The sequence below is a fragment of the Paraburkholderia sp. CI2 genome, assembly GCF_014201055.1.
In the GTDB taxonomy this organism is placed as follows: Bacteria; Pseudomonadota; Gammaproteobacteria; order Burkholderiales; family Burkholderiaceae; genus Paraburkholderia; species Paraburkholderia tuberum.
This window is the reverse complement of sequence record NZ_JACHDL010000023.1, coordinates 96,122-114,152: the sequence shown is the minus strand read 5'-3', so window position 1 is coordinate 114,152 and position 18,031 is coordinate 96,122. Positions and strand designations below refer to the sequence as shown.

Below are 18,031 nucleotides of genomic sequence, written 5' to 3'. Positions count from 1 at the left end.
TATGACGCGGGTGGGCGATTTTAACGCTTTACGGCAGGTGCTGCCGAAGGCGGCCCGGCTAGAAGCGGTGCCACATCTGCTCCGCTCTACGGCCCGCTTGCGGCGCACTGCTACGCCACGAGATTGCTCAGTTGACGGCTCACACGCGGTTCAATCTGACGGGCCTCCTTCGTCAGATTGATCTGCTTCGCGAGTTTTGCGACATCCGCCACACCGATCTCAATCTCGTACCCGCCGCGCGCGGTCAGCCATTCGAGCACGTCCGCCAGATGCCACACCGACGCACTGCCTTCGTGGACCGGCGACGGGAAGTCGATTGCGTTGTTCAGCATCAGCTTGCGCATGTTTTGCCGCGACACGCCGGCCACCTCGGCCACGTCGGTCAGCCCTACGAAGTCAGGTCCCGCCTCGATCAGTTGCGCGGACGGCACCGCACCTTTCACGTCCTTGAGCGCGCTGGTGACAGCCGCGAGCGCGCTCGCGCCTTCACGGGTGAAAAGCAGCCCGAGGCGGCCGGGTTGCCCGACGCCAATCGTGGCGTCGTCGCACCCCGCTTCGCCCAACCGCTCGACGATTGCGTCTGCATCGCATTCTTCCGCGGCGAGGCGGTATTTCAACGTGAACACATATTCCATAAGTTACTCCTGTCTTCGTTGAGCCCAGGTTGTTGCGATTCCTGCTTGATACCTGCGTGATACCTACGAACCCACTAGCGCCGTGCCGTGCAGTTGCCGACGATGCGCCGCAAGTGCCTGGCGTGATTGCCGGCATTCTTCGGCGCACTCCAGACGCTCGATATACAGAACTCCCCGCAACGACATTCGGCGTCTCTGTACGGGCAATGGATTTTTCCCCACGCATGACCTCTTCCGCCGTCCTGAACGCGCCAGCCGTGCTGCTCCGCGTATGCCAATGCGGCCTCGATCTCTTTCTTCATGTGCCTTGCTCGAACCATCGAGACCTCCAATTTAGTCGCTCCGGCACAGGTTGTCAATTGACAACCTGTGCCGGAGCAGAAATGAGATCACTGCGATCTTTAACTTCAGTCATCCAAAACAAAATCGACGACGAATTCGGTGATCGAGAGGTTCATATTAGCCGGCCGCCGGCGCCACGACGAGCCAGCCAGATGGCATAGGAGACGGCTTATTTTTCGAGCCAGAAAGAAACCGCGAAGCCAATGAAAAGCCCCTGCCGGTCATCGACCAACAGGGGCTCCGTTCACCTGCAACGCGGATCAGCTATCGGGCAGACGCGAACTTATACCGTTTCGGGCGCCTCGGTCGGCCACGTACCCGACAGCACTTTCTCGAGCCAGAAGGTACCGATGATCGTCTTCACATCGGTGATCTTGCCCGTGCGCACCCACTCGGATACCTGCTCCACGGTCGCGGTGAAAAGTTCGAGAAACTCGCCTTCATCGAGGTTGCGCTCACCCGCGGTCAAGCCCCGCGCGAGATAGATATCAATGAATTCGGTCGAGTAAGAAATGATCGGGTGAATCCGAGTCAGGTACACGTACTCGCGCGCGGTATAGCCGGTTTCCTCGCGCAGTTCCCGGACCGCGCAGGCCAGCGCGCCCTCGTTCGGGTCGAGCTTGCCGGCCGGATATTCGACCATCACCTTGCCCATCGGATAGCGATACTGACTTTCGAGCAGCACGCGAGCGTCGTCGAACAAGGGGATCACCATGACGGCGCCCGGATGCTGAACGTATTCGCGCGTTGCCTGTTTGCCGTCGGGCAGTCGGACCGTATCGTACTTGACCGTCATGAACGGTCCTTGATGGACCGTCTTGCTGTCGATACAAGTCTCGGTTAGCGCGGCGTCGTGATTGGGAAGCTCAGCCATGTGCGGACCTCAGAACAGCCAGGCGCGCGCGACGGCGGGACGCCGTCAGCGGCGTTTGACGAGATATTGGAAGGTAAAGCCGGGGAAAGCGAACACCACGAACAGCGCGAACGTGATCGCGTAGAACTGCCAGCCCTGCTCGAAGCGATTTCCCGCGCGCGCTTCGAGCAAAAAGCCCAGCGCGCCGACCACGAAATACAGCACGATCAATTCGGCAATCCGGAGCCACGCGCTTTTCTTCGCCGCTTTCAACGGCACCGCGGCGAAGAGGCGCTGATTCAGGAACGGCAGGTTGGCGCCGACCAGCGCCAACAGCACGATAAACCAGCCCGCAGCGGACATCAGAGCAGCAGCGTGTGCTGGATCGCCTGCAAGCAGGCGCGCAACAGCGGATCCGGCACGATACCGAGCACCAGCACGGCGACGCCGTTCAACGCGAGCAACGCGCGCGTGCTCGTGTCCGCCACGATCGGCGACTTGTCTTGCGGCTCGTCGAAGTACATCAGCTTGACGATACGCAGGTAGTAGAACGCGCCGAACAGCGACGTGATCACGGCGAGCACGGTGAGCCAGGTCAGGCCGGCGTTCATCGTCGCTTGCAGCACGGCGAGCTTCGCATAGAAGCCGACTGCCGGCGGAATACCCGCGAGCGAGAACATCATGATCATCATCACGAACGCGAATACCGCGCTGCGCTGATTGAGGCCCTTGAAGTCCTCCAGCGTGTCCGCTTCGAAGTCGCGGCGCGCGAGCAGCATGATGACGCCGAAGGTGCCGAGCGTCGTGATCAGGTAGACGATGCTGTAGAACATCGCCGAGCCGTACGCGTTCGCGGCGCCCGTGGTCTTCTGGTCGACCACGCCGGCGAGCAGGCCGAGCAGCACGAAGCCCATGTTCGAGATCGCCGAATACGCGAGCATCCGCTTGACGTTGCGCTGCACGATCCCGGTGATGTTGCCGACGATCAGCGACAGCGCCGCCAGAATCACCAGCATCTGCTGCCATTCGACCGCCAGCGGCAGCAGGCCCATCACGAGGAAACGCAGACCCCACGCGAACGCCGCGACCTTCGGGCCGCCGCCGACGATGAGCGTCATCGCCGTCGGTGCGCCCTGGTACACGTCAGGCACCCACATATGGAACGGCACCGCACCCATCTTGAACGCCACGCCCGCCACGATGAAGATGACGCCGAACAGCAGCACGGTCGGATCGTAGTGGCTCGTGCTGATCGCCTTGAACACTTCGTTCAGGTCGAGCGAGCCGGTCGCGCCATACAGCATCGAAACACCGTACAGCAGGAAGCCGGAAGCCAGGGCGCCGAGCACGTAGTACTTCATCGCCGCTTCGTTCGACGACGCCACTTCGCGACGCAGCGCGATCACCGCGTACAGCGACAGCGACATCAGTTCCAGACCGAGATACAGCGTCAGGAAGTTATTGCCCGAGATCATCACGATCTGGCCGAGCAGCGAGAACATGCCGAGCAGGAAGAAGTCGCCGCGGAACAGGCTACGGTCTTCGAGGTAGCGACGCGAATAAACGATCGTCACCGCATAGCCGAGCGACACCACTGCCTTCATCACATTGGCGAACGGATCGACCACGTACATGTGGTCGAAGAAGTAATGCACTTGCGGGTCGAACGCATTGATCGCGAACCAGATCCCGGCGACGAGCGTCGAGTAGAACGCGATGAAATACGTGGTACGGCGACCCTCCTGGCCGACGAACGTGTCGTTGAGCCACGCGATGACAATGGCGAACATCACCAGTGCGTCGGGCAACAGAGCAGTCATAGGGGCGTTTTGCATGGTCTTAAATTCCTCCGCTCGTCGTTACTGAGGCAACGGCAGCTTCGATTGGGCAACGTGGGAGAGGAGGTTTTCCACGGATACGTGCATCACATCGGTAAAGGGCTTCGGGTACAGGCCCATGAACAGCGTCAGTGCGGCGAGCACAGCCAGCATGAAAAATTCGCGACGGTCGATGTCGAGCAGGTTCTTCACGTGGTCGTTCGCGACCGCGCCGAAGTACACGCGCTTGTACATCCACAGCGTATAGGCCGCGCCGAGAATCAGCGTGACTGCCGCGCCACTCGCGATCCAGAAGTTGTACTGGACGGAGGCCAGAATCACCATGAATTCGCCGACGAAACCGGAAGTGCCCGGCAAGCCGCAATTCGCCATCGCGAACAGCATGACGAACGCCGCGAACTTCGGCATCACGTTGACGACGCCGCCGTAATCGGCGATCTGACGCGAGTGCATGCGGTCGTACAGTACGCCGATGCACAGGAACATCGCGCCCGACACGAAACCGTGCGAGATCATCTGCACGATCGCGCCTTCCGCGCCGAGCTGATTGAAGATAAAGAAGCCGAGCGTGACAAAACCCATGTGCGCGATCGACGAATACGCGACCAGTTTCTTCATGTCGGCCTGCACCATCGCGACGAGACCGATGTAGATCACCGCGATCAGCGACAGCGTGATGACGACCGGTGCGAGGAAATGGCTCGCATCAGGCGTGATCGGCAGCGAGAAGCGCAGGAAACCGTACGCACCGAGCTTCAGCATGATCGCGGCCAGCACGACCGAGCCGCCGGTCGGCGCTTCCACGTGCGCGTCCGGCAACCACGTGTGCACCGGCCACATCGGCACCTTCACCGCGAAGGCCAGGAAGAACGCGATAAACAGTAGCACCTGCGGCGTCATCGCGATCTGCGCGTGCTGCCACGTGGCGATGTCGAACGAGCCGGTCTGGTTGTACAGATAGATCAGCGCAACCAGCATCAGCAGCGAGCCCGCCAGCGTGTACAGGAAGAACTTGAATGCCGCGTACACGCGGTTCGCCCCGCCCCACACGCCGATGATGATGTACATCGGGATCAGCGTCGCTTCGAAGAACACGTAGAACAACAGGCCGTCGGCCGCGCTGAACACGCCGACCATGATGCCCGACAGGATCAGGAAGGCCGCGAGGTACTGGCCGACGTTCTTCGTGATCACTTCCCACGCCGCGATCACGACGATCACCGTGATCAACGCGGTCAACGCAACGAACCACATCGAAATGCCGTCCACGCCGAGGTGATACGTGATGTGGAAGCGCTCGATCCAGTTCGCCTGCTCGACGAACTGCAGCTCGGCGGTGCTCGAATCGAAGCTGGTGATCAATGGCAGCGTGACGAGGAAGCTCAGAACCGAGCCGATCAGCGAAATCCAGCGCGCGGGGGCGGGGTTCTCGTCGTTGCCGATCGCGAGGACCAGCAGACCGAAAAAGATCGGCAACCAGATCGCGATGCTCAGAATCGGATAAGCGTGCATGAGTGTCCCTCGCCTTATTTGCCGCCGAGCGTTACGAACAGGGTCAGGAGCCCCAGCATGCCGATGATCATGGCGAACGCGTAGTGGTAGATGTAGCCGGATTGGAGGAAGCGGATCACGCTCGCGAACCAGCCGATAAAGCGTGCGCTGCCGTTGACGATGCCGTCGATCACGACCACGTCGCCTTCCTTCCACAGACCCCGGCCAATGGCCACCGCGCCTCGCGCAAACACCACTTCGTTGATCTTGTCCATGTAGTACTTGTTATCGAGCAACGTGTAGATCGGACCGAATGCGCGCTTGATGACAGCGGGCAGATCCGGACGGACCAGATACAGGAACCATGCGACCACCACGCCTGCGAGCGCGAGCCACACAGGCAGGCCCGACACCGAGTGCAGACCCATCGACGCCCAGCCATGGAATTCTTCGGTCATCTCATGCAGCGCCGGATGGCTCTCGCTGATGTAGATCACCTTGTCGAACGCGACGCCGTGCTGGAAGAAGTCGCCGAACAGCATCGGACCGATGCCGATCGCGCCGATCACGATCGACGGAATCGCCAGCAGCACGAGCGGCACCCAGACGACCCACGGCGTTTCGTGCGGCTCGTGAGCGTGGTCGTCGTGACCATGACCATGGTCGTCGTGGCCGTGCGCGTCATGCCCACGCGACTCTGCTTCTGCGCCCATCGGCGATTCCGGGTGCTTCGGATTGCGGAAGCGCTCCTCACCGTGGAACACCATGAAATACATACGGAACGAATACAACGCGGTCACGAACACGCTTGCGACCACCGCGAAGTACGCGAAACCCGAGCCCGGCAGATGCGACAGTTTCACCGCGTCGATGATCGAGTCTTTCGAGTAGAAGCCCGAGAAGAACGGCGTGCCGATCAGCGCGAGCGAACCGATCAGCGACGTGATCCACGTAATCGGCATGTACTTGCGCAGGCCGCCCATGTTGCGCATGTCCTGATCGTGATGCATGCCGATGATCACCGAACCCGCGCCGAGGAACAGCAGCGCCTTGAAGAACGCGTGCGTCATCAGGTGAAACACGGCGACCGAATATGCCGACGCGCCGAGCGCGACCGTCATGTAACCGAGCTGCGACAGCGTGGAATAAGCGACCACACGCTTGATGTCGTTCTGGACGATCCCGAGGAAACCCATGAACAGCGCGGTAATCGCACCGATGACCATCATGAACGACAGCGCCGTATCCGACAGTTCGAAGAGCGGCGACATGCGCGTGACCATGAAGATACCGGCCGTCACCATGGTCGCCGCGTGAATCAGCGCGGAGATCGGCGTCGGGCCTTCCATCGAGTCCGGCAGCCACACGTGCAGCGGGAACTGAGCCGACTTACCCATCGCGCCGATGAACAGGCAGATGCAAGCCACCGTCAGCAGGCCCCAGTCGGTACCCGGGAAGTTCAGCGCCGCGAGTTCGGTACGCTTCGCGAAGACTTCGCCGTAGTTCATCGAGCCGGCGAACGCGAACAGCAAACCGATGCCGAGCAGGAAACCGAAGTCGCCGACGCGGTTCACGATGAACGCCTTCATGTTCGCGTAGATCGCGCTCTCACGCTTGAAGTAGAAGCCGATCAGCAGGTACGAAACGAGACCCACCGCTTCCCAGCCGAAGAACAGCTGCAGGAAGTTGTTGCTCATCACGAGCATCAGCATCGAGAACGTGAACAGCGAGATGTACGAGAAGAAGCGCTGGTAGCCGTCGTCGTCGGCCATGTAGCCGATCGTGTAGATATGCACCATCAGCGACACGAAGTTCACCACGCAGATCATCATCGCGGTCAGCGAGTCGACCAGGAAACCGACTTCGAGCTGGGTCTTGCCGATTGACATCCATTGATAAACGGTAGCGTTGAAGCTCGCGCCGTCCATCACCTGGAAAAAGACCATGACCGACAGGATGAACGAAATCGCGACGCCGAGGATCGTGACCGAATGCGCACCCGCCCGCCCTATCGCCTTGCCGAACAGCCCCGCAATCAGGGAACCAGCGAGCGGTGCCAGCGGAATTGCCAACAGCAGGTTTTCATTGAGTATCGTGGACATAACCGCTTTTCCTGAAATTAACCTTTGAGCTGATCGAGATCCTCGACATTGATCGTGTCGAGACTACGGAACAGGGTCACCAGAATTGCGAGACCGATCGCCGCTTCGGCTGCCGCAACCGTCAGCACGAAGAAGACGAAAATCTGGCCATGCACGTCGCCCAGGTAGTGCGAGAACGCGACGAAATTGGTGTTCACCGCGAGCAGCATCAGTTCGATCGCCATCAGGATGATGATGACGTTGCGGCGGTTCAGGAAAATGCCGACGATGCTGATCGCAAACAGGATCGCGCCGAGGACAAGGTAATGGGCAAGGGTCAACATGATTTCTATCTCCTGTCCGCTCAGCTGTTCTTGGCCGGCGCCGAGTCGGCTGCTGCTGCAGCTGCCGCGGCAGCCGCTTGTTCCGCAGCGAGGGTCGCCGCGGTTTTCTCTGACGGCATCTTCACAACGCGCACGCGGTCCTGCACGCGCACCTTGACCTGTGCGCTGACGTTCTGACGCTTGCTGTCCTTCTTGTGGCTCGTGGTCAGCGCGATCGCCGCGATGATGGCAACCAGCAGGATCAGGCCGGCAATTTCGAACGCGAAGATGTAGTCGGTATAGATGACCTTGCCGATCAGGCGCGTGTTCGACCAGTCGCCCATGCCAGCCGCAGCCGCGGCCGTGTCGTGCAGCGCCGTGGTGGTCGCGCCGTAGCCGTGCCACAGGATCAGCGCGGTTTCGATCACGATGATCGCGCCCACCGCCGAGGCCATCGGCACGAAGCGTTTGAAGTCCTTGCGCAGCACGTCGAGATTGACGTCCAGCATCATCACGACGAACAGGAACAGCACCATCACCGCGCCGACGTAGACCAGCACCAGCAGGATCGCGAGGAACTCGGCCTCCAGCAGCATCCAGATCGCCGCTGCGTTGAAGAACGCCAGCACGAGAAACAGTGCGGACGACACCGGGTTGCGCGAGGTGATCACCTTCAGCCCTGAAACCACCAGGAACAGCGCGAAGATGTAGAACAGTACGGTCGTGAATTCCATGATTACCGGTTCATCGTTAGGCCATCGTCAGGCATTGTTCTTTGGCACCCGTGGCTGGCAAAAGCGGACGAAACCGCCAGAACCGCCACACAGGTGCGCCGTGCCGCGGCGTTCAGGCCGCGGCGGTCGGCCCGACTGCAGGCCGTGTTACTGCTTTTACTGCCGCATTTGCTGCAAGCGGGAAAACGCTTCAACGATACGGTGCGTCGGCTGCCTTGTTGGCGGCGATTTCTGCTTCGTAGCGGTCGCCAACGGCCAGCAGCATTTCCTTCGTGAAGTAAAGGTCGCCGCGCTTCTCGCCGTGATACTCGAGAATGTGCGTCTCGACGATCGAATCGACCGGGCAGCTTTCTTCGCAGAAACCGCAGAAGATGCACTTGGTCAGGTCGATGTCGTAGCGTGTCGTGCGGCGCGTGTTGTCCGCGCGCGTTTCCGATTCGATTGTGATCGCGAGCGCCGGGCACACTGCTTCGCACAGCTTGCACGCGATGCAGCGCTCTTCGCCGTTTTCATAGCGGCGCAGCGCATGCAGACCGCGGAAACGCGGCGAGATCGGGGTCTTCTCTTCAGGGAACTGCACGGTGACCTTGCGCTGGAACGCGTAGCGTCCGGTCAGCGCGAGGCCTTTCAGCAGTTCCGTGAGGAAGAAAGTCTTGAAGAAGTTTTGGATTGCGGTCATAGGTTCGTCCGCCCTTTATTTCCAGATGTTCAACGGCGACATGATCCAGAAGCCGACCACCACGAGCCACACCACGCAGACCGGAATGAAAACCTTCCAGCCGAGACGCATGATCTGGTCATAGCGATAGCGCGGGAACGTGGCACGCGCCCAGATGAACACCGACAACAGGAAGAAAACCTTGGCGACGAGCCAGACGATGCCCGGGATGAACGACAGGAACCCGAACGGGGCGCTCCAGCCGCCGAGGAACAGTGTTGCAGCCAATGCCGAGATCACGATCATGTTGATGTACTCGGCGAGGAAGAACAGCGCGAACGCCATACCCGAGTAATCGATCATGTGGCCCGCGACGATTTCCGATTCGCCCTCCACCACGTCGAACGGGTGGCGGTTCGTTTCGGCGATGCCCGAGATGAAGTACACGACGAACATCGGCAGCAGCGGCAGCCAGTTCCAGGACAGGAAGTTCAGGCCGTGCGAGGCGAAGAAGCCCTGCTCCTGCGAGCCGACGATGCCCGACAGGTTCAGCGTGCCGGCCGTCATCAGCACGACCACCAGCGCGAAGCCCATCGAGATTTCGTACGAGACCATCTGCGCGGCGGCGCGCATCGCGCCGAGGAACGCGTACTTCGAGTTCGACGCCCAGCCGGCCAGAATCACGCCATACACGCCGATCGACGAGATCGCCATCGCGTATAGCAGACCCGCGTTGATGTCACCGAGCACCGCGCCCGCCTGGAAAGGAATCACCGCCCAGACCGCGAAGGCCGGCACCACCACCATGATCGGCGCGATCATGTAGATCCAGCGGCTTGCCTGAGCGGGCTGGATCACTTCCTTCAGCAGCAGTTTCAGCACGTCGGCGATCGGCTGCAAGAGCCCGGCGGGACCGACGCGGTTCGGACCGAGACGCACATGCATCCAGCCGATCAGCTTGCGCTCCCACAGGATCAGGTAAGCGACGCACAGCAGGATCGCGACGGCCACCACCAGGATGCGCACGAGCGCCCACACCGTGGGCCATGCCACACCGAGAAGTTGGGCGCCGCCCGAGTTGATCGTATCGAACAAGCTCATTTACGCCTTCTCCACCACCAGTTCACCGAACAGGCTGCCCAGCGCTGCACCGGCAGGCGTAGCCGCCGATACGCGGACGACCGTCTCCGCAAGATTCGCATCGCGCACGGCCGGCAACTGCACCGCTTGCTCGCCCTGACGAACGCGCACCGCGTCGCCCTCTTTCAAACCCAGTTTGTCGAACAGCGCAGCCGGCAGGCCGACCGAATTCGCCGTACGGGCCGCCGCGGTCAGATGCAGCGACTCCGCGCGACGCACGAGCGCATCGGCATGATAGATCGGCACGTTCGCGAGACGCTCGAACTTGCCTTCCGCCGCCTTCGCGGCCTGGCCGCGCGTCACCGCGGCGCTGGTGCGGTTCGATAGACGCGACTTCAGCTCGCCGTCGCCGAGCGCGGCCGCACGCACTTCTTCGACCGTGTCGTATTCGAAGCCCGGCGCGCCGAGCAGGCTGCCCAGCACGCGCAACACCTTCCAGGCCGGACGCGTGTCGCCGAGCGGACGCACGACGCCGTTGAACGCCTGCACCGTGCCTTCGGCATTGACGAACGTACCGCCCGATTCGGTGAATGGCGCGATCGGCAGCAGCACGTCGGCATAGTCGGCGCCGGTCTGGAACGGCGACATCACGACGACCATTTCGGCCTGCTTCAGCGCCGCAAGCGCCCGCGCCGGATTGGCCGTGTCGAATTCCGGCTCGAGATTCAACAGCAGATAGCCCTTGCGCGGCTGCTCGAACACTTCGCGCGCGTTCAGACCGCCTTCGCCCGGCAGCGCGTTCACGAGGTGCGCGCCGACCGTATTGGCCGCTTCGGTCAGGAAACCGAGCGTTGCACCGGTTGCCTCGGCAATCCATTGCGCCGCGGCGTGGATCGCCGCGAAGTCCGGATGACGGACCGCTTCGTTACCGAGCAGCACGACGCGGCGCTCGCCGGTAGTCAGCGATTTCGCTATCTGCTTGTGCGCGTCCGTCGGCTGCGTGCCCGCGAATGCTTCCGGCAGCGCGACGCCCTTCGCTTCGCCCACCGCGCCGGCGATGCCTGCCAACACCTCGAGCCATGCCGACGGCGCCGCGACCACGCGTTGCGCCTGAGGGATCATCGCGTCGTCGTTGGTGGCCTGGAGCAGCGTAAGTGCCGAACCGCCTCGTGCGACCTGGCGCAAACGCGCGGCGAGCAGCGGATGGTCACGGCGCAGATCCGAGCCGATCACGAGCGCCGCATCGACGTTCGACAGATCGGCGATCGTGCCGCCGAGCCACGGCGCGCCAGTAACGGGCGCCGAGAAATCCGACTGACGCAGACGGAAGTCGACGTTCGGCGTGCCGACCGCTTGCGCGATCTGCTTCAACAGGAACAGTTCTTCGACGGTGCTGTGCGCGCTCGACAGTGCGGCAAGCGCGTTCGCGCCGTGGTCACTCTTGATGCCCTTCAGACCCTTGACCACGTATTCGAGCGCGGTCTGCCAGTCGGTTTCGACCCACTGGCCGCCTTGCTTGAGCATCGGTCTGGTCAGACGCTCGGGGCTGTTCAGGCCTTCGTACGAGAAGCGGTCCTTGTCCGAGATCCAGCACTCGTTGATCGCTTCGTTTTCGAACGGCAGAATGCGCATCACGCGATTGTTCTTCACCTGCACGATGAGGTTCGCACCGACGGAATCGTGCGGGCTCACCGATTTGCGGCGCGACAGCTCCCACGTACGGGCGCTGTAGCGGAACGGCTTGCTCGTGAGCGCGCCGACCGGGCACAGGTCGATCATGTTGCCCGACAGCTCGGAGTCGACCGTCTTGCCGACGAACGATGTGATTTCCGCATGCTCGCCGCGGCCCAGCATGCCGAGTTCCATCACCCCGGCGATTTCCTGGCCGAAGCGAACGCAACGCGTGCAGTGAATGCAGCGCGACATCTCTTCCATCGAGATCAGCGGACCCACGTTCTTGTGGAACACCACGCGCTTTTCTTCGCTATAGCGTGACGACGACTTGCCGTAACCAACGGCCAGATCCTGCAACTGGCATTCGCCACCCTGATCGCAGATCGGGCAGTCGAGCGGATGGTTGATCAGCAGGAATTCCATCACGGCTTGCTGGCCCTTCACCGCCTTGTCCGACCTGGTGCGCACGATCATGCCAGCCGACACCGGGGTCGCGCACGCGGGCACGGCCTTCGGCATCTTCTCGACATCGACCAGACACATCCGGCAGTTGGCCGCAATCGACAGCTTCTTGTGATAGCAGAAGTGAGGAATGTAGGTGTCGACCTTATGCGCAGCCTGGATCACCATGCTGCCTTCAGGCACCTCGACTTTCTTGCCGTCTATTTCCAGTTCAACCATGATGGTCAATCTTCCTTAACCTGTTACCGCTCAATCGTTCGCCTGTTCATCGCCCGCTTCGGGCCATGAATCCTGCGGTTGAGGTGTTCGTCTGGTAGTTATCCGTCAGCCGAACCTGGCGGGCCGACTCAGCCAGCCACCGTCAGGCAGCCACTGTTTCGGGCACCGCCGTGCCGGCATGGCCGCCGACGAGGCAATGCTTGTGGGCGACGTGATATTCGAATTCGTCCCAGTAGTGCTTGAGCATGCCCCGAACCGGCATCGCGGCCGCGTCGCCGAGCGCGCAGATCGTGCGGCCCATGATGTTTTCCGCGACGGAGTTCAGCAGATCCAGATCTTCCTGGCGGCCGAGACCATGCTCGATACGATGCACGACGCGATACAGCCAGCCCGTGCCTTCACGGCAAGGCGTGCATTGACCGCACGACTCTTCGTAATAGAAGTACGACAGGCGCAGCAGCGAGCGCACCATGCAGCGCGTCTCGTCCATCACGATCACTGCGCCCGAGCCGAGCATCGAGCCGGCCTTCGCGATCGAGTCGTAATCCATGTCGGTCTGCATCATCATCTCGCCCGGAATCACCGGCGCCGACGAACCACCAGGAATCACAGCCTTGATCTTCTTGCCGCCACGCATGCCGCCGGCGAGTTCCATCAGCGTCGCGAACGGCGTGCCGAGCGGAATTTCGTAATTGCCCGGACGCTCGACGTCGCCCGACACCGAGAAAATCTTCGTGCCGCCGTTGTTCGGCTTGCCGATTTCAAGGTAATTCTGCGGGCCGATGGCGAGCAGGAACGGCACCGCCGCGAACGTTTCGGTGTTGTTGATCGTGGTCGGCTTGCCGTACACGCCAAAGCTCGCCGGGAACGGCGGCTTGAAGCGCGGCTGCCCCTTCTTGCCCTCGATCGATTCGAGCAGCGCGGTTTCTTCGCCACAGATGTACGCGCCGTAACCGTGATGCGCATGCAGCTCAAACGAAAAGCCAGAGCCCATGATGTTGTCGCCGAGGAACCCGGCGCGGCGAGCTTCTTCCAACGCTTCTTCGAAGCGCTTATAGACTTCCCAGATTTCGCCGTGAATATAGTTGTAGCCGACCGTGATGCCCATCGCGTACGCGCCGATCGCCATACCTTCGATCAGCGAATGCGGATTGAAGCGCAGAATGTCGCGGTCCTTGAACGTACCCGGCTCGCCCTCGTCCGAATTACAGACGAGGTACTTCTGGCCCGGGAACTGACGCGGCATGAAGCTCCACTTCAGACCGGTCGGGAAGCCCGCGCCGCCGCGGCCGCGCAGACCCGACGCCTTGACGTCGGCGATCACCTGCTCGGGCGCGATCTTTTCTTCCAGGATGCGGCGCAGCTGGGCGTAACCGCCGCGAGCCACATAGTCCTCGAGATGCCAGTTGTCGCCGTTCAGTCCGGCGAGAATCAGCGGTTTGATGTGACGATCGTGTAAAGCCGTCATTTCGAAAGTTCCTCGAGCAGCTGGTCGATCTTCTCGCGGCTCATGAAGCTGCACATGCGTTGGTTGTTCACCAGCATCACCGGCGCGTCGCCGCACGAACCCATGCACTCACCCTCTTTCAGCGTGAATTTGCCATCGGGCGTGGTTTCGCCGAAGTCGATGCCGAGCTTCTGCTTCAGGTATTCAGCGGCGCTTTCGGAACCGCCGTCCGGGCCGAGCTGGCACGGCAGGTTCGTACAGAGCGTGATCTTGAACTTGCCGACCGGCGAGGTCTCATACATCGTGTAGAAGGTCGCTACCTCCTGCACGGCGATTGCCGGCATGCCGAGATAATCCGCGACGAACTGCATGAGTTCGGGCGACAGCCAGCCATGCTCCGTTTGAGCAATGGCCAACGCCGACATCACGGCGGACTGTTTCTGATCCGCGGGGTACTTTGCGACCGCACGATCGATTTCTTTCAGGCCTTCAGCTGAGATCATTTTCAGACACGACTCTTTCAATTCCTACCGAACGAAAACCTGTCGCTCACGTCATACTGCGACAGACCCGGCGTTCCTTTGCTTGACCCGCGTGGCGGTGCGACGACCGCAGACGCGCGCCGATGAATACGTCCTAGCGATCAATTTCGCCGAACACGATGTCCTGCGTGCCGATGATCGTCACGGCGTCGGCGATCATGTGGCCGCGCGCCATTTCGTCGAGCGCGGACAGGTGCGCATAGCCCGGGGCGCGGATCTTCAAACGATACGGCTTGTTGGCGCCATCCGAGATCAGATAGATGCCGAACTCGCCCTTCGGATGTTCGACTGCGGCATACGCCTCGCCTTCGGGCACATGGAAGCCTTCGGTGAACAGCTTGAAGTGGTGGATCAGATCTTCCATGTTCGACTTCATGCCGACGCGCGACGGCGGCGCAACCTTGTGATTGTCCGTCATCACCGGGCCCGGATTTTTGCGCAGCCACTCAATGCACTGTTTCGCGATACGCGTGGACTGGCGCATTTCTTCGACGCGTACCAGATAGCGGTCATAGCAGTCGCCATTCACGCCGACCGGAATGTCGAAGTCGAGCTTGTCATAAACCTCATACGGCTGCTTCTTGCGCAGATCCCACTCGATGCCCGAGCCACGCAGCATCGCGCCGGTCATGCCGAGCTGCAGCGCGCGCTCCGGGCTGACCACGCCGATACCAACCAGACGCTGCTTCCAGATCCGGTTGTCGGTGAGCAGCGTTTCGTATTCGTCGACACACTTCGGGAAGCGCGTAAAGAAGTCGTCGATGAAGTCGAGCAGCGAACCCTGACGGTTTTCGTTCATCTTCGACAACGCCTTCGCATTGCGAATCTTCGACGCCTTGTATTGCGGCATTGCGTCAGGCAGATCGCGATAGACGCCGCCCGGGCGATAGTAGGCCGCGTGCATGCGCGCGCCCGACACCGCCTCGTACACGTCCATCAGGTCTTCGCGCTCGCGGAACGCATACAGGAACACCGCCATCGCACCGACGTCGAGCGCGTGCGAGCCAATCCACATCAGGTGATTCAACACGCGCGTGACTTCGTCGAACAGCACACGAATGTATTGCGCGCGCAGCGGCACGTCGATGCCGAGCAGCTTTTCAATGGCGAGCACGTAGCCGTGCTCGTTGGCCATCATCGACACGTAGTCGAGACGGTCCATGTACGGCACCGACTGGATGAACGTCTTGCTTTCGGCGAGCTTTTCAGTCGCGCGATGCAGCAGACCGATGTGCGGATCGGCGCGTTGGATCACTTCGCCGTCGAGTTCGAGCACGAGACGCAACACACCGTGCGCTGCCGGGTGCTGCGGACCAAAGTTGAGCGTGTAGTTCTTGATCTCTGCCATGACGTTCTCTTAGTGTTTCAGACCGCCATAGCGATCCTCGCGGATCACGCGCGGCGTGATTTCCCGCGGCTCGATCGTCACCGGCTGATAAACGACACGCTTCTCTTCCGGGTCGTAACGCATCTCGACGTAGCCGGAGACCGGGAAATCCTTGCGGAACGGATGACCGATGAAACCGTAGTCGGTCAGAATGCGGCGCAGGTCCGGGTGACCTTCGAAGACGATGCCGTACAGGTCGAATGCTTCGCGCTCGTACCAGTTGACCGAATTCCAGATATCGACGACGGACGGCAGGATCGGCATGTCGTCGTCCGGCGCGAACACGCGCAGCCGCAGACGCCAGTTGTTTTGTACCGACAGCAGATGCAGCACTGCCGCAAAACGCGGGCCGTCGTAAGCGCCTTCGGCATAGGTCTGATAATCGACGCCGCACAGGTCGACACACTGCTCGAAACCGAGCGAGCGATCGTCGCGCAGACGCTTTGCCACGTTGAGGTAGTCGCCGGCCTTGACGACGATCGTCAATTCACCGACCGACTCGGTCACGCTCAACAGGAGGCCGCCAAAGGCCGCCTCGAGGTTTGCTTTCAGGGTCTCGAGTTTGCTTGCCATATTGTGGGGAGGCGTTGGCCTTATTGACGGGCGATGGTGTTAGTGCGGCGAATCTTGGCCTGCAGCTGGATCACGCCGTATACCAGCGCTTCCGCCGTGGGCGGACAACCCGGCACGTACACGTCGACCGGGACGATCCGGTCGCAGCCGCGCACCACCGAGTACGAGTAGTGGTAATAGCCACCGCCGTTCGCGCATGAGCCCATCGAGATCACCCACCGCGGCTCCGCCATCTGGTCGTAAACCTTGCGCAGAGCAGGTGCCATCTTGTTGCACAGCGTGCCGGCGACGATCATCACGTCCGACTGACGCGGACTCGGACGAAACACCACGCCGAAACGGTCGAGATCATAACGGGCAGCGCCCGCATGCATCATCTCGACCGCGCAGCACGCAAGACCGAACGTCATCGGCCACAGCGAGCCGGTGCGCGTCCAGTTGATCAGTTTGTCCGCCGTAGTGGTGACAAACCCTTCCTTCAAGACCCCTTCGATACTCATTTGCTTTCCACTCCAGACGGGGCGGCAAGCCTGGCCACCCACGCAAACCGGCGATTAATCCATCATTCCCAGTCGAGGCCGCCCTTCTTCCAGATGTAGGCAAAGCCAAGCAGGAACTCGAGCAGGAAAATCATCATTGCCGTGAACCCAGCCCAGCCGATGTCACGCAACGCCACGCCCCACGGGAACAGGAATGCGGTCTCAAGGTCGAAAATGATGAAGAGAATGGCGACGAGGTAGTAGCGCACGTCGAATTTCATGCGCGCATCTTCGAATGCTTCGAAGCCGCACTCGTACGGTGCGTTTTTCTCGGTGTCGGGCTTGTTGGGACCGAGGAGCTTGCCAATACTGACCAGTGCTACGCCTAAACCGGTGCCCACAATAAGGAACAGCAAAACGGGGAAATAGGCTGCGAGGTTCAAGACAATCCTCAATCGGTTGGTTCTGAGTGCCGTCAGGAGCATAGCACCCCTGACGCGAAATCACTTCCTCAACGCGCATGACGTAAGCCGTACAGCGATACGCCAGAAGTGAAAATGCCAGCCGAAGCGAAGCAAACGGCTGGCATTTAGATAACATTTGGTGCCGACGGCGAGACTCGAACTCGCACAGCTTTCGCCACTACCCCCTCAAGATAGCGTGTCTACCAATTTCACCACGTCGGCACTATATGCAATCCGGGAAAACAACTTGCAAAACCCGCGAATCGCTTCAAGACTTGAATTGTAACTTGCTTAAGCAGATTGTTCAACGCACAAGACCACGTCCGCCGAAAATTTATTTCGGCACGCCCGTCGCCGGAACCGACGCAGGCGAAGCCGGCGCTGCAGGCGATGCCGCCACCGGGGCCGAGCCCGCAGCCGGCGCCGAAGCCGCGACCGCCGCAGTAGCTGCCGCACCCAGCACGCCTGCCGACGGCTTCACGTGATACGCACCAAGGTAAGTGAGTGCCAGTGTCGTGGCAAAGAACAGCGCTGCGAGCACTGCCGTGGTACGCGACAGGAAGTTCGCCGAACCCGTCGCACCGAACAGGCTACCCGACGCGCCGCTGCCGAAAGCCGCGCCCATATCGGCACCTTTGCCGTGCTGCAGCAACACAAGTCCGATGACCCCGAACGCCGACAACAACTGAACGACGATAATCAATGTTTTCAAATACAGCATCACACTCACCTGAGTCTTTATTTAACCG

Annotated in this window: 19 protein-coding genes and 1 tRNA gene; all 20 read right to left on the bottom strand. The window is 61.0% G+C overall.

Going from position 1 to position 18,031, the window contains the following annotated elements; all coding sequences use genetic code 11:
* Positions 1 to 110: 110 nt before the first annotated feature.
* The gene (locus HDG32_RS27095) at positions 111 to 635 is read right to left on the bottom strand and encodes an AlpA family transcriptional regulator (RefSeq protein WP_184028637.1); all 525 of its coding nucleotides are present in this window, start codon (positions 633 to 635) and stop codon (positions 111 to 113) included.
* A 74-nt stretch (positions 636 to 709) separates the two neighbouring features.
* Positions 710 to 955, bottom strand: coding sequence for a hypothetical protein (locus HDG32_RS27090; protein ID WP_184072142.1), 246 nt, complete (start codon positions 953 to 955; stop codon positions 710 to 712).
* 305 nt (positions 956 to 1,260) lie between these two features.
* Positions 1,261 to 1,851, bottom strand: coding sequence for an NUDIX domain-containing protein (locus HDG32_RS27085; RefSeq protein WP_090803782.1), 591 nt, complete (start codon positions 1,849 to 1,851; stop codon positions 1,261 to 1,263).
* 45 nt (positions 1,852 to 1,896) lie between these two features.
* On the bottom strand, positions 1,897 to 2,193 hold the full coding sequence (locus tag HDG32_RS27080; RefSeq protein ID WP_018420024.1) for a DUF2818 family protein: 297 nt from the start codon (positions 2,191 to 2,193) through the stop codon (positions 1,897 to 1,899).
* The gene (nuoN, locus tag HDG32_RS27075) at positions 2,193 to 3,665 is read right to left on the bottom strand and encodes an NADH-quinone oxidoreductase subunit NuoN (protein ID WP_184028613.1); all 1,473 of its coding nucleotides are present in this window, start codon (positions 3,663 to 3,665) and stop codon (positions 2,193 to 2,195) included. The genes HDG32_RS27080 and nuoN overlap by 1 nt, the downstream gene beginning before the upstream one ends.
* Positions 3,666 to 3,689: 24 nt before the next feature.
* Entirely contained in the window at positions 3,690 to 5,180 is a 1,491-nt protein-coding gene (locus HDG32_RS27070) for an NADH-quinone oxidoreductase subunit M (protein ID WP_090803779.1), read from the bottom strand.
* A gap of 14 nt (positions 5,181 to 5,194) precedes the next feature.
* Positions 5,195 to 7,261, bottom strand: coding sequence for an NADH-quinone oxidoreductase subunit L (gene nuoL, locus HDG32_RS27065; RefSeq protein WP_184072124.1), 2,067 nt, complete (start codon positions 7,259 to 7,261; stop codon positions 5,195 to 5,197).
* A gap of 17 nt (positions 7,262 to 7,278) precedes the next feature.
* Positions 7,279 to 7,584 (bottom strand): NADH-quinone oxidoreductase subunit NuoK, encoded by a 306-nt coding sequence (gene nuoK / locus HDG32_RS27060; protein ID WP_006052894.1) that lies wholly within the window; start codon positions 7,582 to 7,584, stop codon positions 7,279 to 7,281.
* A gap of 20 nt (positions 7,585 to 7,604) precedes the next feature.
* The gene (locus HDG32_RS27055) at positions 7,605 to 8,297 is read right to left on the bottom strand and encodes an NADH-quinone oxidoreductase subunit J (RefSeq protein WP_184072123.1); all 693 of its coding nucleotides are present in this window, start codon (positions 8,295 to 8,297) and stop codon (positions 7,605 to 7,607) included.
* A gap of 190 nt (positions 8,298 to 8,487) precedes the next feature.
* A complete protein-coding gene (nuoI, locus tag HDG32_RS27050; RefSeq protein WP_008920597.1) occupies positions 8,488 to 8,976 on the bottom strand; it encodes an NADH-quinone oxidoreductase subunit NuoI in 489 nt (162 codons plus the stop codon).
* Positions 8,977 to 8,991: 15 nt separating this feature from the next.
* The gene (gene nuoH, locus HDG32_RS27045; RefSeq protein ID WP_090803771.1) at positions 8,992 to 10,056 is read right to left on the bottom strand and encodes an NADH-quinone oxidoreductase subunit NuoH; all 1,065 of its coding nucleotides are present in this window, start codon (positions 10,054 to 10,056) and stop codon (positions 8,992 to 8,994) included.
* Positions 10,057 to 12,390: an NADH-quinone oxidoreductase subunit NuoG gene (gene nuoG, locus HDG32_RS27040; RefSeq protein ID WP_184072122.1), complete on the bottom strand. Its 2,334-nt coding sequence runs from the start codon at positions 12,388 to 12,390 to the stop codon at positions 10,057 to 10,059.
* 142 nt (positions 12,391 to 12,532) lie between these two features.
* A complete protein-coding gene (nuoF, locus tag HDG32_RS27035; protein WP_184072121.1) occupies positions 12,533 to 13,858 on the bottom strand; it encodes an NADH-quinone oxidoreductase subunit NuoF in 1,326 nt (441 codons plus the stop codon).
* Positions 13,855 to 14,340: an NADH-quinone oxidoreductase subunit NuoE gene (gene nuoE / locus HDG32_RS27030; RefSeq protein ID WP_027197216.1), complete on the bottom strand. Its 486-nt coding sequence runs from the start codon at positions 14,338 to 14,340 to the stop codon at positions 13,855 to 13,857. Before nuoE ends, nuoF begins: the two co-directional genes overlap by 4 nt.
* 133 nt (positions 14,341 to 14,473) lie before the next feature.
* On the bottom strand, positions 14,474 to 15,727 hold the full coding sequence (locus HDG32_RS27025) for an NADH-quinone oxidoreductase subunit D (RefSeq protein ID WP_184072120.1): 1,254 nt from the start codon (positions 15,725 to 15,727) through the stop codon (positions 14,474 to 14,476).
* 9 nt (positions 15,728 to 15,736) lie between these two features.
* Entirely contained in the window at positions 15,737 to 16,339 is a 603-nt protein-coding gene (locus HDG32_RS27020; protein ID WP_090803764.1) for an NADH-quinone oxidoreductase subunit C, read from the bottom strand.
* Positions 16,340 to 16,359: 20 nt separating this feature from the next.
* Positions 16,360 to 16,839 carry an NADH-quinone oxidoreductase subunit B family protein gene (locus HDG32_RS27015; RefSeq protein WP_006052903.1) on the bottom strand — a complete coding sequence of 160 codons (480 nt, stop codon included), beginning with the start codon at positions 16,837 to 16,839 and terminating at the stop codon, positions 16,360 to 16,362.
* Between the two features lie 62 nt (positions 16,840 to 16,901).
* Positions 16,902 to 17,261: an NADH-quinone oxidoreductase subunit A gene (locus tag HDG32_RS27010; protein WP_018420012.1), complete on the bottom strand. Its 360-nt coding sequence runs from the start codon at positions 17,259 to 17,261 to the stop codon at positions 16,902 to 16,904.
* A 158-nt stretch (positions 17,262 to 17,419) separates the two neighbouring features.
* A tRNA-Leu gene (locus tag HDG32_RS27005) sits at positions 17,420 to 17,504 on the bottom strand.
* Positions 17,505 to 17,616: 112 nt separating this feature from the next.
* Complete coding sequence (secG, locus tag HDG32_RS27000; protein WP_184072119.1) at positions 17,617 to 18,003, bottom strand: preprotein translocase subunit SecG; 387 nt, start codon at positions 18,001 to 18,003, stop codon at positions 17,617 to 17,619.
* Positions 18,004 to 18,031 lie beyond the last annotated feature (28 nt).